This window comes from Pseudomonas urmiensis, from assembly GCF_014268815.2.
GTDB classification, from domain to species: Bacteria; Pseudomonadota; Gammaproteobacteria; order Pseudomonadales; family Pseudomonadaceae; genus Aquipseudomonas; species Aquipseudomonas urmiensis.
In genome coordinates, this window is record NZ_JABWRE020000001.1 from 4,218,938 (window position 1) to 4,242,497 (window position 23,560).

General features: G+C 61.3%; 20 protein-coding genes and 1 other RNA gene. 14 read left to right on the forward strand and 7 right to left on the reverse strand.

Annotated features, from left to right (window positions below; genetic code table 11):
• Nucleotides 1–310: 310 nt before the first annotated feature.
• From dapB to grpE, 4 genes are all read right to left on the reverse strand, one after another.
• Nucleotides 311–1,117, reverse strand: a complete 807-nt coding sequence (gene dapB, locus HU737_RS19055; protein ID WP_186556504.1) for a 4-hydroxy-tetrahydrodipicolinate reductase — start codon at nt 1,115–1,117, stop codon at nt 311–313.
• 13 nt (nt 1,118–1,130) lie between these two features.
• Complete coding sequence (dnaJ, locus tag HU737_RS19060) at nt 1,131–2,255, reverse strand: molecular chaperone DnaJ (protein WP_186556505.1); 1,125 nt, start codon at nt 2,253–2,255, stop codon at nt 1,131–1,133.
• A 199-nt stretch (nt 2,256–2,454) separates the two neighbouring features.
• Nucleotides 2,455–4,383, reverse strand: coding sequence for a molecular chaperone DnaK (gene dnaK / locus HU737_RS19065; RefSeq protein WP_186556506.1), 1,929 nt, complete (start codon nt 4,381–4,383; stop codon nt 2,455–2,457).
• A gap of 102 nt (nt 4,384–4,485) precedes the next feature.
• The gene (gene grpE, locus HU737_RS19070; protein ID WP_186556507.1) at nt 4,486–5,040 is read right to left on the reverse strand and encodes a nucleotide exchange factor GrpE; all 555 of its coding nucleotides are present in this window, start codon (nt 5,038–5,040) and stop codon (nt 4,486–4,488) included.
• Between the two features lie 191 nt (nt 5,041–5,231).
• Here grpE and recN point away from each other — a divergent pair, with 191 nt between their 5' ends.
• Nucleotides 5,232–6,905: a DNA repair protein RecN gene (gene recN, locus HU737_RS19075; RefSeq protein WP_186556508.1), complete on the forward strand. Its 1,674-nt coding sequence runs from the start codon at nt 5,232–5,234 to the stop codon at nt 6,903–6,905.
• A gap of 333 nt (nt 6,906–7,238) precedes the next feature.
• On the opposite strand, the gene fur is transcribed toward recN, so the two are convergent.
• Nucleotides 7,239–7,643: a ferric iron uptake transcriptional regulator gene (gene fur, locus HU737_RS19080; RefSeq protein ID WP_186556509.1), complete on the reverse strand. Its 405-nt coding sequence runs from the start codon at nt 7,641–7,643 to the stop codon at nt 7,239–7,241.
• A 97-nt stretch (nt 7,644–7,740) separates the two neighbouring features.
• Between fur and HU737_RS19085 the strand changes: the two genes are divergently transcribed.
• Nucleotides 7,741–8,271 carry an outer membrane protein assembly factor BamE gene (locus tag HU737_RS19085; protein WP_186556510.1) on the forward strand — a complete coding sequence of 177 codons (531 nt, stop codon included), beginning with the start codon at nt 7,741–7,743 and terminating at the stop codon, nt 8,269–8,271.
• 66 nt (nt 8,272–8,337) lie between these two features.
• Here the strand turns inward: HU737_RS19085 and HU737_RS19090 are convergent, their stop codons facing one another.
• Entirely contained in the window at nt 8,338–8,772 is a 435-nt protein-coding gene (locus tag HU737_RS19090) for a type II toxin-antitoxin system RatA family toxin (protein WP_186556511.1), read from the reverse strand.
• Nucleotides 8,773–8,934: 162 nt separating this feature from the next.
• Here HU737_RS19090 and smpB point away from each other — a divergent pair, with 162 nt between their 5' ends.
• Nucleotides 8,935–9,417, forward strand: coding sequence for an SsrA-binding protein SmpB (gene smpB, locus HU737_RS19095; RefSeq protein WP_186556512.1), 483 nt, complete (start codon nt 8,935–8,937; stop codon nt 9,415–9,417).
• 120 nt (nt 9,418–9,537) lie between these two features.
• On the opposite strand, the gene HU737_RS19100 is transcribed toward smpB, so the two are convergent.
• The gene (locus HU737_RS19100; protein ID WP_186556513.1) at nt 9,538–10,305 is read right to left on the reverse strand and encodes an FCD domain-containing protein; all 768 of its coding nucleotides are present in this window, start codon (nt 10,303–10,305) and stop codon (nt 9,538–9,540) included.
• A gap of 255 nt (nt 10,306–10,560) precedes the next feature.
• Here HU737_RS19100 and HU737_RS19105 point away from each other — a divergent pair, with 255 nt between their 5' ends.
• The 11 genes from HU737_RS19105 to HU737_RS26255 all read left to right on the forward strand — a co-directional run bounded on the left by HU737_RS19105 (nt 10,561) and on the right by HU737_RS26255 (nt 23,557).
• Nucleotides 10,561–12,231 (forward strand): lactate permease LctP family transporter, encoded by a 1,671-nt coding sequence (locus HU737_RS19105; protein ID WP_186556514.1) that lies wholly within the window; start codon nt 10,561–10,563, stop codon nt 12,229–12,231.
• A gap of 69 nt (nt 12,232–12,300) precedes the next feature.
• Nucleotides 12,301–13,446, forward strand: a complete 1,146-nt coding sequence (gene lldD / locus HU737_RS19110) for an FMN-dependent L-lactate dehydrogenase LldD (RefSeq protein ID WP_186556515.1) — start codon at nt 12,301–12,303, stop codon at nt 13,444–13,446.
• 77 nt (nt 13,447–13,523) lie between these two features.
• The gene (locus HU737_RS19115) at nt 13,524–16,334 is read left to right on the forward strand and encodes an FAD-binding and (Fe-S)-binding domain-containing protein (protein ID WP_186556516.1); all 2,811 of its coding nucleotides are present in this window, start codon (nt 13,524–13,526) and stop codon (nt 16,332–16,334) included.
• A 647-nt stretch (nt 16,335–16,981) separates the two neighbouring features.
• On the forward strand, nt 16,982–17,242 hold the full coding sequence (locus tag HU737_RS19120; protein ID WP_186556517.1) for a DUF3077 domain-containing protein: 261 nt from the start codon (nt 16,982–16,984) through the stop codon (nt 17,240–17,242).
• Nucleotides 17,243–17,347: 105 nt separating this feature from the next.
• Nucleotides 17,348–17,644, forward strand: a complete 297-nt coding sequence (locus HU737_RS19125) for a PA2433 domain-containing protein (RefSeq protein WP_186556518.1) — start codon at nt 17,348–17,350, stop codon at nt 17,642–17,644.
• Nucleotides 17,645–17,747: 103 nt separating this feature from the next.
• Nucleotides 17,748–18,139, forward strand: a transfer-messenger RNA (tmRNA) gene (ssrA, locus tag HU737_RS19130).
• Nucleotides 18,140–18,327: 188 nt separating this feature from the next.
• A complete protein-coding gene (locus tag HU737_RS19135; protein WP_186556519.1) occupies nt 18,328–19,584 on the forward strand; it encodes an integrase domain-containing protein in 1,257 nt (418 codons plus the stop codon).
• Between the two features lie 966 nt (nt 19,585–20,550).
• Nucleotides 20,551–21,948, forward strand: a complete 1,398-nt coding sequence (locus HU737_RS19140) for a YfjI family protein (protein ID WP_186556520.1) — start codon at nt 20,551–20,553, stop codon at nt 21,946–21,948.
• Complete coding sequence (locus tag HU737_RS19145) at nt 21,932–22,291, forward strand: hypothetical protein (RefSeq protein ID WP_186556521.1); 360 nt, start codon at nt 21,932–21,934, stop codon at nt 22,289–22,291. Before HU737_RS19140 ends, HU737_RS19145 begins: the two co-directional genes overlap by 17 nt.
• On the forward strand, nt 22,269–23,249 hold the full coding sequence (locus tag HU737_RS19150; protein WP_095159951.1) for an integrase domain-containing protein: 981 nt from the start codon (nt 22,269–22,271) through the stop codon (nt 23,247–23,249). The genes HU737_RS19145 and HU737_RS19150 overlap by 23 nt, the downstream gene beginning before the upstream one ends.
• Complete coding sequence (locus tag HU737_RS26255; RefSeq protein WP_095159952.1) at nt 23,246–23,557, forward strand: hypothetical protein; 312 nt, start codon at nt 23,246–23,248, stop codon at nt 23,555–23,557. The genes HU737_RS19150 and HU737_RS26255 overlap by 4 nt, the downstream gene beginning before the upstream one ends.
• Nucleotides 23,558–23,560: the final 3 nt, after the last annotated feature.

Sequence of the window (23,560 nt, forward strand, 5' to 3'; positions counted from 1 at the left end):
CCTGAAAGGGCGATCGCAGGTTGCAAAAAAGCGGAGTGACGTATGGACACGTCACCCCGCTTCATGTGCTGAATTTCTCTGCGCGCTTTTAGTGGACACACTAAAGCTGTAGCTTACAGGAATGAGGGTTTTCGGTCTACCGCATATGTGTCTCTAAAACACAGGATTGCGACAGACCTGGTACTCACCCTGGGCGCTCGTGGGAGCGGGCTTGCCCCGCGATCGCGCCAGTACAGGCAACACCTGCGCCCCTACTGGCACTATCGCGGGGCAAGCCCGCTCCCACGAACGGCTGATCAGTTCGCTCTTATCAACGCAGCTCGAGCACGTCCTGCATGTCGTACAGCCCCGGCTCGCGGCCATCCAGCCACAGCGCGGCACGCACCGCACCCTTGGCGAAGGTCATGCGACTGGAGGCCTTGTGGGTGATTTCCAGGCGCTCGCCTTCAGCCGCGAACAACACGGTGTGATCACCCACTACATCACCAGCGCGCACAGTGGCGAAGCCAATGGTCTTGCGATCACGCGCACCGGTCTGGCCTTCACGGCCATACACCGCCACTTCCTGCAGGTCACGACCCAGCGCATTGGCAACCACTTCACCCATGCGCAGCGCAGTCCCTGAAGGTGCATCGACCTTGTGCCGGTGGTGAGCTTCGATGATCTCGATATCGACGTCATCACCCAGCACGCGCGCCGCCATATCCAGTAGCTTGAGGCTGAGGTTGACGCCAACGCTGAAGTTGGCCGCGAAGACGATCGGAATCTCTTTGCCCGCCTCGGCCAGCAACTGCTTCTCTTCGACCGAGAAGCCGGTCGTGCCGATGATCATCGCCTTGCCGTGCTTGCGGCAGAACGCCAGGTTCTTCACGGTCACCGAAGGGTGAGTGAAGTCGATCAGCACGTCGAACTCGTCAACCACCTTGGCCAGGTCATCGGAGATCGGCACGCCGATTCGCCCCAGACCCGCCAGCTCACCGGCATCAGCACCCACCAGACTGCTGTCGGGGCGATGAATCGCCGCCGTCAGCCCAGCTTTTGGCGCCTGTTGCTGGACCGCCTCGATCAGGACCTTGCCCATCCGCCCCGCCGCGCCCATTACCGCAATACGTCGCATAGCCTGTTCCTTGTCAAAGATCGCCGAAGAAGCGCTTCACACCCTCGAACCAACCGCTGGCCTTGGGCGAATGAGAGCTATCACCTTCGAGCGAGTCACGCAGCTCTTCGAGCAGCTCACGCTGACGACGGCTGAGGTTGACCGGGGTTTCCACCGCCACGCGGCACAGCAGGTCGCCGGCCGCGCCACCACGTACAGGGGCTACGCCCTTGCCGCGCAGACGGAACTGCTTGCCGGTCTGGGTACCTTCCGGGATCTTCAGCTTGACCCGACCATCAAGGGTCGGCACTTCCAGCTCGCCACCCAGGGCAGCGTCGGTGTAGCTGATCGGCACTTCGCAGTACAGGTGCTTGCCGTCGCGCTGGAAGATCGCGTGCTCACGCACGTTGATCACGACATACAGATCGCCAGTCGGGCCACCGTGAGCACCCGCCTCGCCTTCGCCCGACAGGCGAATACGGTCGCCGGTATCGACGCCAGCCGGCACCTTGACCGACAGGGTCTTGTATTCCTCGACACGGCCTTCGCCATGGCAGGAATTGCACGGGTCGGTGATGATCTTGCCCTGGCCATGGCAGCGCGGGCAGGTTTGCTGCACCGAGAAGAAGCCCTGCTGCATGCGCACCTGGCCGATACCGCCGCAGGTTGGGCAAGTCGAAGGGGTCGAACCCTTCTTCGCGCCACTGCCGTCACATGGCTCGCAGTTGACCAGTGTCGGCACCCGGATATTGACCGTGGTACCGCGCACCGCTTCTTCCAGATTGATCTCCAGGGTGTAGCGCAGGTCGCTGCCGCGCTGAGCGCCGCCACGTCCACCGCCGCGACCACCACCGAAGAAGTCACTGAACACATCGCCAAAGATGTCGGAGAAGTTGGCGCCGCCAAAGCCTGCACCGCCGCCACCCATGCTCGGGTCGACACCGGCGTGACCATACTGGTCGAACGCTGCGCGCTTGCTCGCATCAGACAGCACTTCGTAGGCCTCGTTGGCCTCCTTGAACATGTCTTCGGACTCTTTGTCGCCCGGATTACGGTCCGGGTGGTACTTCATCGCCAGCCGGCGATAAGCCTTCTTGAGGTCTGCTTCGCTGGCGCCGCGCTCGACACCCAGGACCTCATAATAATCACGCTTGGACATAGGTCATTTGCACCTTGTTGGGCGTTCGGCATCCGCGCCGCGCCATCAGCTCCTGCCTGCCGCCAACTAAAATGGCCGCTGACAGATGCTGTAAAAATTCTCGAATTACAGATACGCCAACGCGGGAGCAAGCCCCCGCGCGGCGACATCCTACCAGCTCACCGCCATGGGGCGGTGGCTGGGCGACAACTTGCAGGGATTACTGCTTGTTGTTGTCTTTCACTTCTTCGAACTCGGCGTCAACCACGTCATCGTGCTTGGCTTCCGGCTCAGCCTGCTGCTGGGCGCCGCCCTGAGGCTGCTCAGCTGCCTGCTCGGCGTACATCTTCTGAGCAACCGGTGCGGAAACCTTGGACAACTCCTCGACCTTGGCTTCGATCGCAGCCTTGTCGTCGCCTTTGACAGCGGCTTCCAGGGCAACAAGGGCAGCTTCGATCGCGGTTTTCTCTTCAGCGGTAACCTTATCACCGGCGTCAGCGACCATTTTGCGCGTCGAGTGGACCAGCGCATCACCCTGGTTACGGGCAGCGGCCAGCTCTTCGAACTTGCGGTCTTCTTCCGAGTTCGCCTCAGCGTCGCGGATCATCTGCTGAATTTCTTCATCAGACAGACCGGAGTTGGCCTTGATCACGATCGACTGAGTCTTGCCAGTCGCTTTGTCCTTGGCACCTACGTGCAGGATACCGTTGGCGTCGATGTCGAAGGTCACTTCGATCTGCGGCACGCCACGTGGTGCTGGTGGAATGTCGGCGAGGTCGAATTTACCCAGCGACTTGTTCTGCGCAGCCTGCTTACGCTCACCCTGCAGCACGTGAATGGTCACAGCGCTTTGGTTGTCGTCAGCGGTGGAGAACACCTGCGACTTCTTGGTCGGGATGGTGGTGTTCTTCTCGATCAGCGCAGTCATCACGCCGCCCATGGTTTCGATACCCAGGGTCAGCGGGCTGACGTCCAGCAGCAGTACGTCCTTGACATCGCCAGCCAGAACCGCGCCTTGGATGGCAGCACCCATGGCAACCGCTTCATCCGGGTTGACGTCTTTACGTGCTTCTTTGCCGAAGAAATCGGTAACCGCTTTCTGCACCAGCGGCATACGGGTCTGGCCGCCGACCAGGATCACGTCGTTGATCGAACCGACGTCGATACCGGCATCTTTCAGAGCGATACGGCAAGGCTCGATGGTGCGCTGCACCAGGTCTTCTACCAGCGACTCCAGCTTGGCGCGGGAGATCTTCACGTTCAGGTGCTTAGGACCGGTGGCATCTGCAGTGATGTACGGCAGGTTGACGTCGGTCTGCTGGCTCGAGGACAGCTCGATCTTGGCCTTTTCCGCAGCTTCTTTCAGGCGCTGCATGGCCAGCGGGTCACCCTTGAGGTTCATGCCGGTTTCTTTCTTGAACTCGTCGACGAGGTAGTCGATCAGGCGAATGTCGAAGTCTTCACCACCGAGGAAGGTGTCACCGTTGGTGGCCAGCACTTCAAACTGATGCTCGCCGTCGACTTCGGCGATTTCGATGACCGAAACGTCGAAGGTACCACCACCCAGGTCATAAACGATCACGGTGTGATCGCCCTTGGCCTTGTCCATACCGTAAGCCAGTGCAGCTGCGGTTGGTTCGTTGATGATACGTTTTACGTCAAGACCGGCGATGCGACCGGCATCCTTGGTGGCTTGACGCTGGCTGTCGTTGAAGTAAGCCGGAACGGTGATGACCGCTTCGGTGACAGGCTCGCCGAGGTAGTCTTCGGCGGTCTTCTTCATCTTTTTCAGGATCTCGGCAGAGATCTGTGGCGGCGCCATTTTCTGGCCGTTGACTTCGACCCAGGCGTCGTTGTTGTCAGCCTTGACGATCTTGTACGGGACCATCTGAATGTCTTTTTGCACGACTTCTTCGTCGAAGCGGCGACCGATCAGACGCTTTACCGCGTACAGGGTGTTGTGCGGGTTGGTGACCGCCTGGCGCTTGGCCGACTGACCCACCAGGATCTCGCCATCGTTAGCGTAGGCGATGATCGAAGGGGTAGTACGCGCGCCTTCGGCGTTCTCGATAACCTTGACGTTACCGTTTTCCAGGATGGAGACGCACGAGTTGGTGGTCCCCAGGTCGATACCGATGATTTTACCCATGTTAACTCTCCCGAAACTTTGAATTAGCTAGCAGCGACTACATTGGCCAACTGCGGTAATACTTGAATGCTTGACACCTAAATGGGGACGCCCCAGAGGATTTCAAGCCTTTTCATCGATCGAAGGTTGAGCTGCAGCAGGCGACTTGCTGACCACCACCATGGCGGGGCGCAGCAGGCGGCCGTTGAGCAGATAACCCTTCTGGAACACCTTGAGCACGCTGTTGGGCTCGACCTCGTGGCTTTCCTGCATGGCCATGGCCTGGTGGTGCTCGGCGTTGAACGGCTCGCCGTGCGGGTCGACAGCTTCAAGGTTGTAGCGCTTAAGGGTGTCGTGGAACATCTTCAGGGTCAGCTCGATACCTTCGCGCATCGGCTTGATGGTTTCGTCGTCGGCGCTGGACAGCTCCAGGCCACGCTCCAGGCTGTCGATCACAGGCAGCAGGTCGCCGGCAAACTTCTCCAGGGCAAACTTGTGCGCCTTCTCGACATCCTGCTCAGCGCGGCGACGCACGTTCTGCAGGTCTGCGGCAACGCGCAGGGACTGGTCCTTGGCGGCGGCCAGCTGCTCCTCGAGCACCTGGACGCGGGTACCGAGATCCTCAGAACCTGCCTCTTCGGTGTTAGGGGTTTGTGGATCCAGCTGTTCGTCAGCCATTGGCTATCTCCTCCGCAATTTCTGGTATGCGAGACGTACTCGCCTTGTCTGTCGGCTATATGGGGTCGTAAAAATCAGGTTCAAGGGGCAGGCCGCTTTCCTTGGTGACAAATCAATCTCCAAACGGGCATTGTCAGCCAGGCAAAAAGCACTGTATAAATATCCAGACATGACCCTCCGGGAGCGCCCTCATGCTGGTCCACCTGTCCATCCACAACTACGCCATCGTCGAACACCTGGACCTCGAGCTCGCTCGCGGCATGAGTGTGATCACCGGCGAAACCGGCGCTGGCAAATCGATCATGCTCGACGCCCTGGGCCTGGCCCTGGGTGACCGGGCCGACAGCGGCGTGGTGCGCCCCGGCGCGGACAAGGCAGACATCCTCGCCACCTTCGATTTGGTCGACATCCCCGAAGCCAGCGTATGGCTGAGCGAGCGCGACCTGGAAAGCGACGGCCCGTGCATCCTGCGCCGGGTGATCACCGCCGAAGGGCGCAGCCGCGGCTATATCAACGGCACGCCCTGCCCGCTTGGCGACCTCAAGGCGCTGGGTGAGTTGTTGATCGACATCCACAGCCAGCACGAGCACCAATCGCTGCTCAAGACCGACACCCACCGCCGCCTGGTCGATGAGTATGCCGGCGCGATCGACCTGTCCCGCCAGGTGCAATTGGCCGCGCAACGCTGGCGCCAGACCCGCCAGGAGCTCGAGCGCCTGTCCAACTCGGGCGACGAGCAACGCGCCCGCCAACAACTGCTCAGCTATCAGCTCGAGGAGCTGGACAACCTCGGCCTGGGCGAGAACGAACTGGAGCAGCTGGAGCAGGAACATAAAAGCCTGACCAATGCCGAGGCGCTGTTCGGCATCTGCCGCCAGGTCATCGATCAATGCAGCGAGAGCGATTCGGGCAATGTGCTCAACGCACTGACCGTCAGCCTCAACCGCCTCACCGCAGTAGCCAGCGCGCCCAAGGCCTTGGGCGAGGCCGCCACCCTGATCGCCAGCGCACAGATCCAGGTAGAGGAAGCGGTTGGCGAGCTCAACCGCTTCCTCGATAACTTCGACGCCGACCCGATGCGCCTACAGGCGCTGGAAGAGCGGCTCGATACTATCTATACGCTGGCGCGCAAACACCGCGTGCACCCCACCGAGCTGCCGCACCTACAGCTGCGCCTGATGGAGGAGCTCGAAGGGCTCAATGCCAGCGACGAGTCCATCGAACGCCTGGGCGAAGAACTGGCAGCCTACGCCCAGCACTATCAAGACAAAGCTGTCGAATTGAGCGCACTGCGCCAGCAGGCCGCCAAACAGTTGGCCACGGCGGTAGAGCAGGAAGTCCAGCGCCTGGGCATGCCTGGCGGGCGCTTCTGTATCGAGCTCACGCCGTTTGACAGCCCCGAGCCGTCACCGCACGGCCTGGAGCAGATCGAATTGCTGGTCAGCGCCAACCCTGGGCAGCCACTGAAGGGCCTGGCCAAAGTGGCCTCGGGTGGTGAGCTGTCGCGGATCAGCCTGGCGATTCAGGTGATCACCGCCCAGACCTCGCGAATTCCGACCTTGGTGTTCGACGAAGTGGACGTGGGCATTGGCGGGCCTACCGCCGAGATCGTTGGCCAACTGCTGCGGCGGCTCGGCGAACGCGGCCAGGTGCTGACAGTGACCCACCTGCCGCAGGTGGCGGCGCAGGGGCATCATCACCTGTTCGTGCACAAGGTGCGCAATAGCGAGACCACCCATACCGCAGTGGCCAACCTGGGCAAGCGTGAACGGGTCGAGGAAGTGGCGCGGATGCTGGGCGGGATTGACCTGACCAAGGAATCGCTGGCGCATGCGCGCAAGATGGTGGTCAGCGGTAAGGCCTGATCGGCGAGGGGCACGTAATCCTTGGCATCGTGGGAGCGGGATCGTGGGATCAGGATCAGGATCAGGATCAGGATCAGGATCAGGATCGTGGGAGCGGGCTTGCCCCGCGATAGCAGTGGTGCGGTCGCCATCGCTATCGCGGGGCAAGCCCGCTCCCACGCACCTGTTACCACGCACCTCCTACCAGGCCACGCCCCCCCCTGACGACACCCTGTTGCAAGCCTCTGGCTTAGCATCCCAGCAGAGCTTGGGCCTCTACCAAATTTTGCGAACCGCGCAGAAAGCACAAAGGCGACCCTGAGGTCGCCTTTGCTTTAATAACGATCGAAATCGTTACTTCTTCTTACGCACATACAGGACCAGATTGTGGTCCACCAGCTCGTAGCCATGCTCGGCCACGATCTCTTTCTGGCGCTTTTCGATTTCCGAATCGAAAAACTCGATGACTTCGTTGGTGTCCAGGTTGACCATATGGTCGTGGTGGCCGCCATCAGCCAATTCAAACACCGCGTGACCGCCGTCGAAGTTGTGGCGAACAACCAAACCCGCCGCTTCGAACTGAGTCAGTACGCGATAGACGGTCGCCAGACCGACGTCCTCACCAGCTTCCATCAGCGCCTTGTAGACATCCTCGGCACTCATGTGACGCTGCTCGGTGGAGTCCAGCATCTGTAGGATCTTTACTCGAGGCAGTGTCACCTTGAGACCAGCTTTGCGCAGTTCGCTATTTTCAACCATGGTCAGCTTTCTCGCCGATGCTGCTTCGCAGCTTCTCTTAATACGGGTATGATCGGGGTTTACGTTGTCCAGCCAAGATAGTGGAAGTCGCCCACCGATGCAAAAGTCCAAGCTCTTGCTAACCAGCCTCACCATTGTGGGACTGCTCGCACTCGCCGGTTGCTCGTTTCCCGGGGTTTACAAAATCGACATCCAGCAGGGCAATGTCGTCACGCAGGACATGATAGACCAATTACGCCCCGGAATGACCCGACGGCAAGTAAGGTTTATCATGGGCAACCCGCTGATTCAGGACACGTTCAACACCAATCGCTGGGATTATCTCTACAGCCTGCAACCTGGCGGCGGTAAGCGTCAGCAGGAGCGTATGAGCATCTTCTTCAACGAAGGTGATCAGCTCGTGAGCCTGTCCGGCGACTTCATGCCAGGCGTCAGCCGCGACCAGGAAATCCTTGGTGGCAGCGGCGACACTACAGTCAGCCCGAACGCCCAACCAGGCCAGCCGACTCAGCCAGAAGAGAAGCCGGCCAAGCCAGGTTCGGTCGAGGAGTCGATCCAGCGCGAGATCGACACCATCGAAACCACGCCGGTGCCGACCCCAGCCCCGCTGGACACCAACCCGCAATAACGGCGGCGTTAATAAAAAGCCCGGACCTAGGTCCGGGCTTTTTTGTATCTGCTATTTACCGAAGCTTCAGCTATTAAGCTGCTTGGCGCGCTGGCAGAAGGCATCGACCAGGGTATTGGCCGCCTGGTTGAACAGCGGGCCGAGGGTCGCTCGCACCAGTGGCCCGGCATAGTCGAAAGACAGATCGAGGCTGATCTTGCAGGCCTTGTCGCCCAGCGCCTTGAACACCCATACACCATGCAACTGACTGAACGGGCCTTCTTCAAGGTTCATCTCGATCGACTGCCCCGGCACCAGCACATTGCGCGTCACGAACTGCTGGCTCATGCCGCCCTTGGCCACTTCCAGCCGCGCCCGCATGTGGGTTTCGCTGCTCTCGATCACTGTCGAGGCCGAGCACCAAGGCAGAAACTGCGGGTAGCTGGCCACATCGTTGACCAGATCGTAGAGCGCCTGGGCAGGGTACGGCAGCAGGGCGGAACGTTGAATATGGGTTGTCATCCAGGCGTCACTTCCAAGGCTGGGCGGCGGCGCTTCTCAGCGCACCGAAAACAGGTTCTGCGCATTGCACAGCGCCTGCATTGTCCGGGATTCGATCCGCAGGCTCAAGCACACCGAAATCCCATAGCCGACGACGCGACGACTGCCTATAATGCGGCCCCTATGGCTAAGCAAAAGAAACATCCGACCGGGACCATCGCGCAAAACAAGAAAGCGCGACACGATTACTTCATCGAACACAAGTTCGAGGCCGGGCTGGTCCTGTCCGGTTGGGAAGTAAAGAGCCTGCGGGCCGGCAAGGCGCACCTGACCGACAGCTACGTGCTGCTCAAGGATGGCGAAGCCTGGCTGTTCGGCAGCCACATCACCCCGCTGACCGCCGCCAGCACCCACGTGATCGCCGACCCGATCCGTACGCGCAAACTGCTGCTGAACAAGCGCGAGCTTGAGCGCCTGGAAGCGGCTGTGGCGCAGAAGGGCTACACCTGCGTGGCCTTGGCGCTGTACTGGAGCAAGCACCTGATCAAGTGCGAGATCGCGCTAGGTAAGGGCAAGAAGGAATTCGACAAGCGCGATACCCAGCGCGAGCGCGATTCCAACCGCGAGATCCAGCGTGCGGTGCGCAACAAGGGCAAGGAAGACTAATTCCTGCTCACCCGCTGTGGGAGCGGGCTTGCCCCGCGATAGCGATGGTGAATGTACCGCCGCCATCGCAGGCAAGCCCGCTCCTACAGGGTCATGCGCTGCTTGTGGGGGCGCAGCTTCTCAGCGCCCGCTGCGCCGCTCTGCCCGCGCCACGCGCTGGGCCTCTTGCTGCGCCTCTTCGAGCACTTCCTGCACATACAAAATGTGCCGGCTCGACACCTCCCGCGCCTCTTCCGCCCGCCCCTCGACAATCGCCTGGTACAACTCGCGATGCTGGCTGATGAGCATGTCGCGCGTCTCTGAACGCTGCTGATACATGCCACCAATGTTGGTCACCACGTTGCGCTTGAGCAGGTCGAACAACCCCCGGATGGTATGCAGCAACACGGCGTTGTGACTGGCCTCGGCAATCGCCAGGTGGAAACTGGCATCCGCCGCGCCCTCCTCCGCCCGGCTGACTTCGTCCTTGCGCGAATAGCAATCTTGCAACGCATCGAAGGCCGCCTTGAGCCGCTCACGATCAGGCTCGGTCGCCCGCTGCGCCGCGTAGTAGGCGCATGACGCCTCCAGCGTGTGGCGAAACTCAAGCAAATCGCGCTGCGCCTCAGGGCTGTGCTCAAGCAACTGCAGCAACGGGTCGCTGAAGGTTGCGCCGAGCGAAGCCGCAACATAGTTGCCACCCCCCTGGCGGCTGACCAACAAGCCCTTGGCCACCAACTTCTGGATCGCCTCACGCAGCGATGGGCGCGACACGCCGAACTGTTCAGCCAGAACGCGCTCAGCCGGCAAACGCTGACCCGAGGTCAACGTCCCTTCGAGAATCATCCCTTCCAGCCGCTCGACAATGTCGTCGGACAGGCGCCGTTGGCGGACCTGATCAAAAACCATCACATGCTCTCCACAAACCCCCGTACCGATTTCGGGGGCGCCTATTCTGGCCTATCCAGGCGCAACCGACACGCATCAGTTGGCGATTTTCGCCCACCGACAACGGCCCGTTCATCGGCATCCGACCAAAGTTTGCCGCGAGACAAATTGACACAGCCGCAGCCACGCTTTTAACCTAGCGTCCAGACATTGTAAATTGGTCTTACCAATTATCCAATGCCAGTGCTGACCAACAACAATTAGGGGCCACCCCATATGCAAACCTGGCAACAACTCTATACCCCTCTGGGAAGCCTTGGCCTGTCCGCACTGGCGGCGGTCATCCCCATCGTGTTCTTCTTCCTCGCCCTCGCCGTGTTCCGCCTCAAAGGCCACGTGGCCGGTAGCATCACGCTCGGGCTGTCGATCCTGGTAGCGATCTTCGCCTTCAACATGCCGGTGGACATGGCCCTGGCTGCCGCCGGTTACGGCTTCCTCTACGGCCTCTGGCCAATTGCCTGGATCATCGTTGCCGCGGTGTTCCTGTACAAACTGACGGTCAAGAGCGGCCAGTTCGAAGTGATCCGCAGCTCGGTGCTGTCGATTACCGACGACCAACGCCTGCAAGTGCTGCTGATCGGCTTCTGCTTCGGTGCCTTCCTCGAAGGCGCAGCCGGCTTCGGCGCCCCGGTGGCCATCACGGCCGCGCTGCTGGTGGGCCTGGGCTTCAACCCACTGTACGCCGCCGGCCTGTGCCTGATCGCCAACACCGCGCCCGTGGCGTTCGGCGCGCTCGGCATCCCGATCATCGTCGCCGGCCAAGTGACTGGCATCGACGCCTTCCACATCGGCGCCATGACCGGCCGCCAGCTGCCGCTGCTGTCGCTGTTCGTGCCGTTCTGGCTGGTGTTCATGATGGACGGCCTGCGCGGCGTCAAAGAAACCTGGCCTGCCGCCCTGGTCGCCGGCCTGAGCTTCGCCGTGACCCAGTACTTCACCTCGAACTTCATCGGCCCAGAGCTGCCGGACATCACCTCGGCCCTGGCCAGCCTGGTATCGCTGACCCTGTTCCTGAAAGTGTGGCAGCCCAAGCGCTCGTTCGCCGAAGCCAAGGGCAGCGTCGGCGCCGCCGTGGTGCAGTCCAGCGGCAGCCAGCCTTCGCCGTACAGCCTGGGTGAAATCTTCAAGGCCTGGTCGCCGTTCCTGATCCTCACCGTGCTGGTGACCATCTGGACCCTGAAGCCATTCAAGGCCGCCTTCGCCCCGGGCGGCGCGATGTACAACTTCGTGTTCAACTTCGCCATCCCGCACCTCGACCAGCTGGTGATCAAGACCGCTCCGATCGTCGCTGCACCGACTGCAATGCCAGCGGTGTTCAAGCTCGACCCGATCTCCGCCACCGGCACGGCGATCTTCCTCTCCGCACTGATTTCCATGGCAGTGCTGAAGATCAACTTCAAAACTGGTCTGACCACTTTTAAAGAGACCTTCTGGGAGCTGCGCTGGCCCATCTTGTCGATCGGCATGGTGCTGGCCTTCGCCTTCGTCACCAACTACTCGGGCATGTCTTCGACCATGGCCCTGGTCCTGGCTGGCACCGGCGCTGCGTTCCCGTTCTTCTCGCCGTTCCTGGGCTGGCTGGGCGTATTCCTGACCGGCTCGGACACCTCGTCCAACGCCCTGTTCGGCTCGCTGCAGGCCACCACTGCGCACCAGATCGGGGTCAGCGACACCCTGCTGGTAGCGGCCAACACCAGCGGCGGCGTGACCGGCAAGATGATCTCGCCGCAATCGATCGCCGTGGCCTGCGCCGCGACTGGCCTGGTCGGCAAGGAATCGGACCTGTTCCGCTTCACCGTCAAGCACAGCCTGTTCTTCGCCACCATCGTCGGCCTGATCACCCTGGTCCAGGCGTACTGGCTCACCGGCATGCTGGTTCACCACTAAAGTGACAGGGGCCGGATGCGTCACGGCGCATCCGGCAGCCGCCCCTTTCAACCTTTGCAGCGAGATTCCATGATCATTTCTGCCTCCACCGACTATCGCGCCGCGGCCCAGCGCAAGCTGCCGCCGTTCCTGTTCCACTACGCCGACGGTGGCGCCTACGCCGAGTACACCCTGCGCCATAACGTCGAAGACCTGGCCAGCATCGCCCTGCGTCAGCGCGTGCTGAAGAACATGTCCGAGCTGAGCCTTCAGACGCAACTGTTCGGCGAGACCTTGAGCATGCCGGTCGCCCTGGCTCCGGTCGGCCTGACCGGCATGTACGCCCGCCGCGGCGAAGTGCAGGCGGCGCGTGCGGCAGCCGCCCACGACATTCCATTCACCATGTCGACGGTGTCGGTGTGCCCGATCGAAGAAGTCGCCCCGGCCATCAACCGGCCTATGTGGTTCCAGCTGTACGTGCTCAAGGACCGCGGCTTCATGCGCAACGCCCTGGAGCGGGCCAAGGCCGCTGGGGTCAAGACGCTGGTGTTCACCGTCGACATGCCCGTACCCGGCGCGCGCTATCGCGATGCCCACTCCGGCATGAGCGGCAAGAACGGCCCGCTGCGCCGCGTGCTGCAAGCCATGACCCACCCCGAGTGGGCCTGGGATGTCGGCGTGATGGGCCGCCCGCACGATCTGGGCAACATCTCCACTTATCGGGGCAACCCCACGGGCCTGGCCGACTACATCGGCTGGCTGGGCAACAACTTCGACCCGTCGATCTCCTGGAAAGACCTGGAGTGGATCCGCGAGTTCTGGGACGGCCCGATGATCATCAAGGGCATTCTCGATCCGGATGACGCCCGTGACGCCGTCAAGTTCGGCGCCGACGGCATCGTCGTGTCCAACCACGGTGGCCGCCAGCTCGACGGCGTGCTGTCGAGCGCCCGCGCCCTGCCGGCGATTGCCGATGCGGTCAAAGGCGAGATCAAGATCCTCGCCGACTCCGGCATCCGCAGCGGCCTCGACGTCGTGCGCATGATCGCCCTCGGCGCCGACAGCGTGCTGATCGGCCGCGCCTTCCTCTGGGCCCTGGCCACCCACGGCGAAGCCGGGGTGAAGAACCTGCTCGAGCTGTTCGAAAAAGAAATGCGCGTCGCCATGGTGCTCACCGGCGCCAAGTCGATCAGCGAGATCACTCGCGATTCGCTGGTGCGCGAACTGGGCGCCTGAACGCCTGCACCCAATACCGCCTGATAATCACCGGGGCACCTCGCGCAACAGACGCGACGGCCCCGCGAGGAGATTGCATGAGCTTGCCTGCCGCGTTCCTCAGAGATGCCGAGCGCCTGATCCCCGCAGACCGCCGTTTTGACGACCCGACCTCGACCCTGGCCTTTGGCACCGATGCCAGCTTCTATAGGCTGATCCCCAAGCTGGTAGTGCGCGTCGAGTCCGAGGACGAAGTGCTCGGCCTGCTGCACCTGGCCCAGCGTGAGCGCGTGCCAGTGACCTTCCGCGCCGCCGGCACCAGCCTGTCTGGCCAGGCCATCAGCGACTCGGTGTTGATCGTGCTGGGGGATAACTGGAACGGTAAGGAGATCCGTCGCCAGGGCGAGCAAATCCGCCTGCAACCCGGCGTGATCGGCGCCCAGGCCAACGCCTGGCTGGCCCCGTTCGGGCGCAAGATCGGCCCCGACCCGGCCTCGATCAACGCCTGCAAGATCGGCGGCATCGTCGCCAACAACGCCAGCGGCATGTGCTGCGGCACTGCGCAAAACACCTATCACACCCTCGCCGGCCTGCGCCTGGTACTGGCCGACGGCACCCGCCTGGACAGTGAAGATCCGGCCAGCGTCGCCGCCTTCGAACAGAGCCACGCCGAGCTGCTCGGCGAACTCGCCCGGCTCGGCCGCGAGACCCGCGCCAACAGCGAACTGGCGGCCAAGATCCGCCACAAATACCGCCTGAAGAACACCACAGGTCTGTCGCTCAACGCACTGGTGGACTACGACCAACCGCTGGATATCCTGCAGCACTTGCTGGTCGGTTCCGAAGGCACCCTGGGCTTTATCAGCGCGGTGACCTACGACACCGTGCTCGACCACCCGCACAAGGCCTCGGCGCTGATCGTCTTCCCGACCGTGGAAAGCTGCTGCAAGGCGGTGACGGTGCTCAAGCGCCAACCGGTGTCCGCCGTCGAATTGCTCGACCGCCGCAGCCTGCGCTCGGTGCAGGACAAGCCCGGCATGCCGGTGTGGGTCAAGGCGCTGTCGGACAACGCCTGCGCCCTGCTGATCGAGTCGCGCGCCGCCAGCCAGAGCCTGCTGCACGAGCAACTCGAACTGATCATGGCCTCGATCGCCGACTTCCCGCTGGAGCAGAAAGTCGACTTCAGCGAAGACCCGGCCGTGTACAACCTACTGTGGAAGATCCGCAAAGACACCTTCCCCGCCGTCGGCGCAGTACGCCAGACCGGCACCACGGTGATCATCGAAGACGTGACCTTCCCGGTCGAGCAACTGGCCGAAGGCGTCAACCGGCTGATCCAACTGTTCGACAAGCACCACTACGACGAGGCGATCATTTTCGGCCACGCGCTGGAAGGCAACCTGCACTTCGTCTTCACCCAAGGCTTCAACAGCGCACAGGAAGTGGCACGCTACCAAGCGTTCATGGACGACGTCGCGCAACTGGTGGCAGTCGAATTTGGCGGCTCGCTCAAGGCCGAGCACGGCACCGGACGCAACATGGCGCCCTTCGTCGAGCTGGAATGGGGGCATGACGCCTACCAACTGATGTGGCAGCTCAAACGCCTGCTCGACCCCAACGGCATCCTCAACCCGGACGTGGTCCTGAGCGAAGACCCAGCCATCCACCTCAAGCACCTCAAGCCCCTGCCGGCGGCCGACGAGATCGTCGACAAGTGCATTGAGTGTGGCTTCTGCGAACCGGTCTGCCCGTCCAAAGGCCTGACCCTCAGCCCGCGCCAACGCATCGTCATGTGGCGCGACATCCAGGCCAAGAAGCGCGCCGGCGAAGACGTGCGCGAGCTGCTGCGCAGCTATCAATACCAAGGCATCGACACCTGCGCCGCCACTGGCCTGTGCGCCCAGCGCTGCCCGGTCGGCATCAACACCGGCGAGCTGGTGAAGAAACTGCGCGGCCAGGCCGCCGAGCACGAGAAGACCGCCGACTGGCTGGCCGAACACTTCCACACCGCCCTGCGCGGCGCCCGCTTCACCCTGGCCGCCGCCAACGGCGCACGCAAGCTGCTCGGCGCGCCACGTCTGGGGCGGATCAGCGCCTCGTTGAGCAAAGCCAGCAACGGCCGCCTGCCGCAGTGGACCCCAGCGATGCCGCAGCCACTGCGCGCCATCGACTTCGGCCCGGCAAGCAACGACGCCCGGCCACGGGTGGTGTACCTGGCCGCCTGCGTATCGCGGGTCATGGGCCCGGCCTACGCCGACCGCGAGCAAAGCTCGCTGCTCGACAAGACCCGCGCCCTGCTGGAGAAAGCCGGTTACCAGGTGGTGTTCCCCGACAACGCCGACAGCCTGTGCTGCGGCCAGCCGTTCGCCTCCAAAGGCTACGCCGAGCAGGCCGAGCACAAGCGCCAGGAGCTGATCAACGCCCTGCTGCATGCCAGCCGCGGCGGGCTTGACCCGATCTACTGCGACACCAGTCCCTGCACCTTGCGCCTGGTGCAAGACCTGGGCGAAACCCGCCTGGACCTGTACGACCCGGTGCGCTTCATCCGCACCCACCTGCTCGAGCGCCTGGAGTTCACCCCCCAGGAGGAGCCGGTGGCCGTGCATGTCACCTGCAGCACCCAGCACCTGGGCGAAAGCCAGGCGCTGATCGACCTGGCGCGGCGCTGCAGCAAACAGGTGGTGATCCCCGAAGGCATTCACTGCTGCGGCTTCGCCGGCGACAAAGGCTTCACCACCCCCGAGCTCAACGCCCACTCGCTGCGCAGCCTCAAGGATGCGGTGCAGTATTGCAGCGAAGGCATCTCGACCAGCCGCACCTGCGAGATTGGCCTGTCGAGCCACAGTGGGATCGACTATCACGGGCTGGTCTATTTGGTAGACCGCGTGACCCGGGCGCGGAGTATCTGATCGAGCGCGGTGTTTGTGGGGCGACCTGAATGATCACATCATCCATGATCGCCCCGGGCTCTTTGCGGGGATCTGAATGAACACTTCATCCACAGCCGCCGCGAACCCCGTGGATCTGAATGAACACTTCATCCATAGCCGCCGCGAACCCCGTGGGAGCTGGCTTGCCTGCGATCGAGGGCAAAGCCCTCGCCTACGGCCTCCAGCCGTAAGACATTTCCGAACCTGCAACCAAATACTTCAGCTCAACCACGCTTGGGAATTACCCTACGACCGCTACAGCCGTTTCGCTGTTGTTGAGCATGAGCATCAGGGCTAATTTCCTCGGGTCGTCATATTTGGCGAACGGGTGTGAGAGCCCGGCTATAGGTTCCAACAGCAGTACTGCTATGGCAGTCGTGCGTGGGCAGGCTTCGGCCTGGCCGGGTTTCCTATATTTGCCGGTCTCTCACCCCACGCATGGCCGCCACCCTTATCCTGTGAGAGGGATTCTGGAGGTAGCTCCCGTTGGAAATATAGGAACTGCACCATGAAAAAACTCGTCCCCGACCCACCCCACTTCAAACTGCTCACCCCCTCTGACACCTGCACCCGGGCCACCTCCACCCCGAACACCCCCACCCCCGCAGCTATCAAGGACTGATCAGATGACCCACGACCTCAGAAACTGGAAAACCGCCGGTAGCGAAACCTTCCTCGACCTCTACCGCATCCTGCCCGGCGTCCCCGCCGAACGCGCCTTCGAAGAACTCTCGACCATGCTCGGCCTGATCCGCCACCTCACCCTCGAAGCCGAGCTCAACGGCGATCAAATGGCCCTCGGCGCAGCCCGCTACCTCAGCGCCTTCGCCAAGGCCGTGGCCGATGACATCGAACTGGGCAAACTCTACCCCAACGCCCAGCCCTGACAGCGCGCCCTATCCGCCAGCCAGCACTTGGATTGAACCCACGCCCAAACGCCACAGTCCACCCTTCAGGCCCACCTTCCAGAGGCCTTGCAGAAGGAGACACCCATGAAAGGTACTGCTCTCTCAGCCCTGTTCGCGGCGGCCACCCTGCTGGCTTCCCCCGTGTTCGCCGCCGACGACCTGTGCGCCCTGAACCTGCAGAAAATCGACGACAGCATGGCCACCGCCGGCGCCACCTCCGAAGGCCTCGACAAAGCCCTCACCGAGCACGTCGACAAAGCCAAGGCCGCCCAGGCCTCCGGCGACACCAAAGAATGCATCGCCATTACCAGCAAAGTGCTCGAACGCCTGGAGAAAACCGACAAAGGCAGCGGCACCAGCGGCGGTAGCGGCGGCGCGTGAGGCCCGGCACGGGCGACGACAGGACCAGTTGTCGACGTCGCCCGCGCAAAGGCGTATACTCCGCCTTGCGTGCTGAAAAGCACGTTCAGCTAGAGCTGAGTGTGGGGCCGATTAGGATTCGACGCCGGTCACGAAACTCTAGGTGCATGCCGAGTTGGTAACAGAACTCGTAAATCCACTGTTGCAACTTTCTATAGTTGCCAATGACGAAAACTACGAGGGTTACGCTCTCGCTGCGTAAGCAGCTGAGCCCGCTCTCCTGGTAGCTTCGGCTCCAGCAATCACTAGGGGATGCCTGTAAACCCGAAGTGATTGTCATACAGAACAGGATCGTCGTGTAGCACGTTGGGGGCAAAGCGACTAAAACTTACCCAACTCGTCCAAAGCACCCTGCCACTCGGGCGGCTGCGGATTAACTCAGTAGAGACGGCTAAGCATGTAGTACCGACAGCGGAGTACTGGCGGACGGGGGTTCAAATCCCCCCGGCTCCACCAAATGATCAATCAAAGACGTCCACGGACGTCTTTTTTTGTGCCTGGAAGTCAGTGAAATCAAGGGTTTACTGCTCTTTTGAGGACCACAATGGTTTTTTGAGTTCCAGCCATCCCGGTATTCCCGGTGGTATTCCAGCCTACCTGGGGCTAATCTTGGGAATACCAAAAGGTGTCATGGAGCTTCTCCCATGTGCGCTCAAACAGCTCGCCTCTCCGACCGCCAGCTCAAGGCAGTCAAGCCCAAAGACAAGGACTATGTCCTCACGGATGGCGACGGCCTCCAGCTCCGAGTCCGGGTCAACCGCTCGATGCAGTGGAATTTCAACTACAGGCATCCGGTCACCAAAAATCGAATCAACATGGCGCTCGGCTCCTACCCTGAGGTCTCTCTGGCGCAAGCTCGGCGGAAAGCGGTTGAGGCTAGGGAAGTACTTGCGCAGGGGATTGATCCCAAAGCTCAGCGCAATGAGCTCGCGCAGGCCAAGCTAGCCGAGACGGAACATACGTTCGAGAAAGTCGCTAGCGCCTGGTTCGAGCTGAAAAAGGACTCGGTCACGCCGGCCTATGCTGAGGACATCTGGCGCTCACTCACGCTGCACGTTTTTCCGAGCATGAAATCGACTCCAATCTCGGAAGTCAGTGCACCGATGGTGATCAAGATCCTTCGCCCTATCGAAGCCAAAGGCAGCTTGGAAACGGTGAAGCGGCTTAGCCAGCGCCTCAACGAGATCATGACCTACGGGGTCAATTCGGGAATGATCTTCGCGAACCCGCTCAGCGGGATTCGGGCGGTGTTCAAGAAACCGAAGAAAGAAAACATGGCGGCGCTTCCACCCGAGGAGCTTCCTGAACTCATGCTGGAAATAGCGAACGCCAGTATCAAGCGCACGACCCGTTGTCTGATCGAATGGCAGTTGCACACCATGACTCGCCCCGCCGAGGCGGCAACTACTCGTTGGGCAGACATCGATTTTGAAAGGCGTGTCTGGACCATCCCACCGGAGCGGATGAAGAAGCGCCGACCGCACAGCATCCCGTTGAGCGATCAAGCCATGTCATTGCTGGAGATACTGAAGTCCCACAGTGGTCATCGAGAATACGTCTTCCCGGCAGACCGAAACCCTCGTACTCATGCCAATAGCCAGACCGCCAACATGGCGTTGAAACGCATGGGCTTCCAGGACCGCTTGGTCAGCCACGGCATGCGCTCGATGGCCAGCACCATATTGAATGAACATGGGTGGGACCCGGAGCTCATCGAAGTGGCGCTGGCGCACGTCGACAAGGATGAGGTGCGCAGTGCCTACAACCGAGCCGACTACATCGAGCGACGGCGGCCGATGATGGCTTGGTGGAGCGAGTACATTCTGAAGGCGTCGACGGGCAATCTCTCGGCCAGCGCGATGAATGTGGCTAGGGATCGGAACGTAGTACCCATCCGATAGGGCGCGGCGACAACGGCGACACTGGCGACAGACCGCGCGCCATCTACATCCTTGTCGTCTGAGCGGATGGCGACAGTCGCCAACTCGCCTCGATTTTGGCTTCTCCGGCTAAGCCCGTGAACATGGGGAGGCTTCGCATCCCCATGTTCACGGGCTAACACTAGAAAAGCGACAAACGGCCACTCTGCCACTGACACCCACCGACTTCCAAAGCACGCCAGAGGTGGAATCTGGCGCATTTCCATGTGCCCGTCACCAATTGACCCGTGCCGCGGCGACCGATAAAACGAAGATTCAAAGCGCTGCCTTAGGCAGCACCCCAGATGACCAGAGCCTTCAAGGTCATGCCGCTAACCCGGTGGTTCAACCCAAAGTGCGATTCGCGCCCGGAGGCTCGCACGGTCATTCGCCAGAATGATGGACGCCCTCTAAACAACCCGCCAAGTGCGGCTGCCCGCTAACCCTTTAGCCCTGCAGCAACGAACCTGCTCGGCCAACGTTTTGCGCCAACCGCTCGCCCGTCTCTTTTTCCAGAAAAGAGACGGGCGCTCCTAACACTGCTGCAACCCTCATCGCACATGGCTTTGCGGCAATTCCCCTCGTGACAATCGGCGTGACAAATGCCGATGTCACCAGCAACAGCGCTGTAGATGATGGTGCCGCAGATCAGGGAATGGACTGCACCTGACTGACAGTCAGGCATGCCCCGGTCATCGCATTGCTGCTTGCACATGGCTCAGGATCTCGCGGCACTGGTCTCGTCAACCAATGCAGCCTCCACCCGCCCACCGGTAACGGTGTTAAGGAGGCCAGATCATGAGATGCCCTTGCTCCTGGTAGTAAGGAGCCGCCAGTCCCGCGTCAGTGGACACCCTCACAGGTCGCAGGGGCCTTGATCCCTGATAACACTCAGCATTCTTGGCGGGATGACGTGAGGGAGAGATCGGTAATTTATGGAGGAAGGCTATGCAACTGCGCGAAGTACAAGGGCCACCACGCCCCTTGTTGGAACAGCAGGTTACGCCCCTACCCTACCCGGTCGCGGCGCTGGGCGATCTATTGGGGCCTGCCGTGGAACGCATGGCCGATGTGATCGGCGTGCCCTGCGCCATGGCCGCGCAATCTGTTCTAGCCACGGCAGCTTTGGCGAGCCAGGCGCACGCCAATGTTCACCTCGACGGCCGAATTTATCCGTTGTCGCTGTACTTGCTGACGGTGGCTTGCTCGGGTGATCGCAAAAGCGCGGTGGACCATATTGCGCTGCAGGCCGTACGCGACTGGGAAAGACAGCAGTGGATCGCCTATGGCGAACAGCTCAAGGCGCACCGAGCTGCAATGAGTCTCACCGCGAAGTCACCGACCTCGAAAAAATCAGCACAGCTAGCGCTGGACGCTCAACCTGAACCTGTCCAACCAAGACTGCTCACTGCTGAGCCGACCATTGAGGGCCTGGTCAAAAGCCTGTGCCACGGCTTGCCCAGCATGGGGCTGTTCAGCGATGAGGGCGGGCAGTTTTTGGGCGGCAGCACCATGAGCAAGGACAACATGATCAAGGCGATCACTCACTTGTCGACCCTGTGGGACGGTAGCCCGGTTGATCGGTCGCGCGCGATGACTGGAGAAAGTCTGCGTGCCTATGATCGCCGCCTCAGCATACACTTGATGCTTCAACCCCGCCTGGCAGACCGCTTGCTGCAGGACGCAGATATCAAAGACCAGGGCATCCTGGGGCGCTGTCTGATCAGTTGGCCGGAGCGTCTGGTTGGACAACGACTGTACAAAGCCATCGACCTGACCCGAGATCCAAAGGTGTACCTGTACCAGCAGCGCATTGCCACGCTGATGCAGAAGCCTTGGTCACGGCACAAAGATGGTGGCCTCAACCCTACGGCCCTGGAGTTAAACCCCCGCGCCCGTGAGGCCTGGATTGCCATTCACGACACCATTGAATGCGAGTCTGGGGAGTTCGGCGAGTTGGTCAACGTCCAAGCTGCAGCGAGCAAAGCCGCCGCGAACGTACTACGCATGGCTGGTGTGATGGCGGTGGTTGAGGAATCGACTGTATTGGAAGACCTGTACATTCAGCGCGCCTCCACGCTGATGGATTACTACCTGGCCGAGAACCAACGGCTGACTGAACAGGAACCACTGAATAAGCTTCGCGCAGAGGCTGATTGCCTGCTGCGCTGGTTGATAAAGAAGAACTGGCCACCGTTTCGCCTGCGCGACCTTACGCGCAACGGCCCCCGGTTTGCCCGTAAAAGCACGCGGCACACCTTCGAGTTATTGCTGCAACTGGTTGCCCATAACTGGCTGGACAATGACGGGGACATATTCGAGGTGCGCCATGTTCCGACTCAATGACGCCGTGCGCCGCTACCAGGCGCAACATCGCTCGTCGTCCGAGTTACGGTGTGTCGCCGCCACCGTCACAACTTTGTCGCCACGTGCCAATCCAGATGCGGCGGGGGTTGTCGCCAGTGTCGCCGCTGTCGCCGCTCCAACATCTGAGTCAATCGACCTCGCTCGGCTCATCGAGCAGTTGCAAGAAGACGGGGCCTTGCTGCAACACAGCGAAAACGCCCTTCTCATCCGCCCAGCACACTGGGGACAGTTGGACAGCGTCAGCGCCCACTGGAAAGCCCTGCTGCTGCACCTACAAACCAACGATCAAGGTGAAGACAATGGTGCTGGTCGGTCGGCGTGATGGTCGCAACTTTGGCTATGGTCGCCAATTGAGCTATGCCGGTCGGCAGGCGCTAGGGGACATGTTCGCCGGCGGCCACTTCGCCACGGTCAAAGCGCATAGCGATCGCTGGCAAGCATTCGTAGACTGGTGCCGGTCAGAGGGCGGCCCCGGTTACAACGACGCGCGCCAAATTGATCAACAGACGCTCCAGGACTACGTCGCATACCTGCGTCAGCAGATCCAGCAAGGCGCATTATGCATCGCTACCGCGCAAAATCGCCTGAGCAGCGTCAACCGCACCCTTGCCGCGCTGCGCGGTGATCAGGAAGTGAGAGTCATCAGCCCGAGCCAGGCATTAGGGCAGCAGCGCTCCAACGTACGCTCCCAAGCTCCAGCTGGCCAAGACCATCAACAGGTACAGCGCGTGCTGCAGGTATTGTGTGAACAGCAGTACGAGCGAGTGGCCGCGATTGCCCTGTTGGCCCGAGCAACCGGCATGCGCCTGCGCGAAGCGATCCTAGCGGACCTGCCACGCTTGCACCATGAGGCCAAGCACTTGGGTCGTATCAATATCCAAGACGGCACCAAAGGCGGCCGCTCTGGGGCATCAGCGCCGCGGTGGATTGCTGCCAACAATGAGGTAAACGAGGCAATCCTTTTCGCAAGAAATGCGTCACCGAGGGGCAGCCGTAACCTGCTGGCCCCAGAAGAAAGCTACGCCGCGTTCCTGCAAATGACGGTGCGCCCCGCCCGCAAAATTCTGCATAGGCACAAGCTAAAGGGGTTTCATGAATTGCGCGCCGCCTACGCTTGCAAACGCTACGAGCATTTCACAGGCTATGCAGCCCCAGTCAATGGCGGCCACTGCTATCGAATCGACCCCGACCTTGATCAACAGGCACGCCTACAAATCAGTCTTGAGCTCGGACATAACCGGCTCGATGTGGTTTCGGCCTACATCGGTGGCCGGTCATGAGCAAATCCTTTGATATGACGTTGTTCTTGATCGGCGTTCTGTGCGGCTCGAAGAGCACGCAGCAAAGGCACCTCCGACAAGCTCAAATCATGCAAGCGGCGATCCAAGAGCGCTGGCAACGAAACACCCCTTGGACTTGGCAGCGAAAGCATATGCGCTGGTTTTTGACTCACTTTCTGAAGGACCACTCAAGCGCAAGCCAGTACTACTACAAACTCACCGTTTTACTAATCAGTAAGCGGCTAGGGACTGCGCGGTTGCTGACAGATCGATCAAATGGCAAGCGCTCCTGCCGTCGACGGCCGTAGAAG

Bases quoted from the DNA above. Each gene is read 5' to 3' on its own strand.
- HU737_RS26255 (WP_095159952.1), top strand. From the start codon at position 23,246: ATGAGCAAATCCTTTGATATGACGTTGTTCTTGATCGGCGTTCTGTGC.
- HU737_RS19090 (WP_186556511.1), bottom strand. From the start codon at position 8,772: ATGACAACCCATATTCAACGTTCCGCCCTGCTGCCGTACCCTGCCCAG.
- dapB (WP_186556504.1), bottom strand. From the start codon at position 1,117: ATGCGACGTATTGCGGTAATGGGCGCGGCGGGGCGGATGGGCAAGGTC.
- grpE (WP_186556507.1), bottom strand. From the start codon at position 5,040: ATGGCTGACGAACAGCTGGATCCACAAACCCCTAACACCGAAGAGGCA.
- HU737_RS19140 (WP_186556520.1), top strand. From the start codon at position 20,551: ATGCAACTGCGCGAAGTACAAGGGCCACCACGCCCCTTGTTGGAACAG.
- HU737_RS19105 (WP_186556514.1), top strand. From the start codon at position 10,561: ATGCAAACCTGGCAACAACTCTATACCCCTCTGGGAAGCCTTGGCCTG.
- fur (WP_186556509.1), bottom strand. From the start codon at position 7,643: ATGGTTGAAAATAGCGAACTGCGCAAAGCTGGTCTCAAGGTGACACTG.
- dnaJ (WP_186556505.1), bottom strand. From the start codon at position 2,255: ATGTCCAAGCGTGATTATTATGAGGTCCTGGGTGTCGAGCGCGGCGCC.
- HU737_RS19125 (WP_186556518.1), top strand. From the start codon at position 17,348: ATGAAAGGTACTGCTCTCTCAGCCCTGTTCGCGGCGGCCACCCTGCTG.
- HU737_RS19135 (WP_186556519.1), top strand. From the start codon at position 18,328: ATGTGCGCTCAAACAGCTCGCCTCTCCGACCGCCAGCTCAAGGCAGTC.
- dnaK (WP_186556506.1), bottom strand. From the start codon at position 4,383: ATGGGTAAAATCATCGGTATCGACCTGGGGACCACCAACTCGTGCGTC.
- HU737_RS19085 (WP_186556510.1), top strand. From the start codon at position 7,741: ATGCAAAAGTCCAAGCTCTTGCTAACCAGCCTCACCATTGTGGGACTG.
- HU737_RS19145 (WP_186556521.1), top strand. From the start codon at position 21,932: ATGTTCCGACTCAATGACGCCGTGCGCCGCTACCAGGCGCAACATCGC.
- smpB (WP_186556512.1), top strand. From the start codon at position 8,935: ATGGCTAAGCAAAAGAAACATCCGACCGGGACCATCGCGCAAAACAAG.
- HU737_RS19120 (WP_186556517.1), top strand. From the start codon at position 16,982: ATGACCCACGACCTCAGAAACTGGAAAACCGCCGGTAGCGAAACCTTC.
- lldD (WP_186556515.1), top strand. From the start codon at position 12,301: ATGATCATTTCTGCCTCCACCGACTATCGCGCCGCGGCCCAGCGCAAG.
- recN (WP_186556508.1), top strand. From the start codon at position 5,232: ATGCTGGTCCACCTGTCCATCCACAACTACGCCATCGTCGAACACCTG.
- HU737_RS19100 (WP_186556513.1), bottom strand. From the start codon at position 10,305: ATGGTTTTTGATCAGGTCCGCCAACGGCGCCTGTCCGACGACATTGTC.
- HU737_RS19115 (WP_186556516.1), top strand. From the start codon at position 13,524: ATGAGCTTGCCTGCCGCGTTCCTCAGAGATGCCGAGCGCCTGATCCCC.
- HU737_RS19150 (WP_095159951.1), top strand. From the start codon at position 22,269: ATGGTGCTGGTCGGTCGGCGTGATGGTCGCAACTTTGGCTATGGTCGC.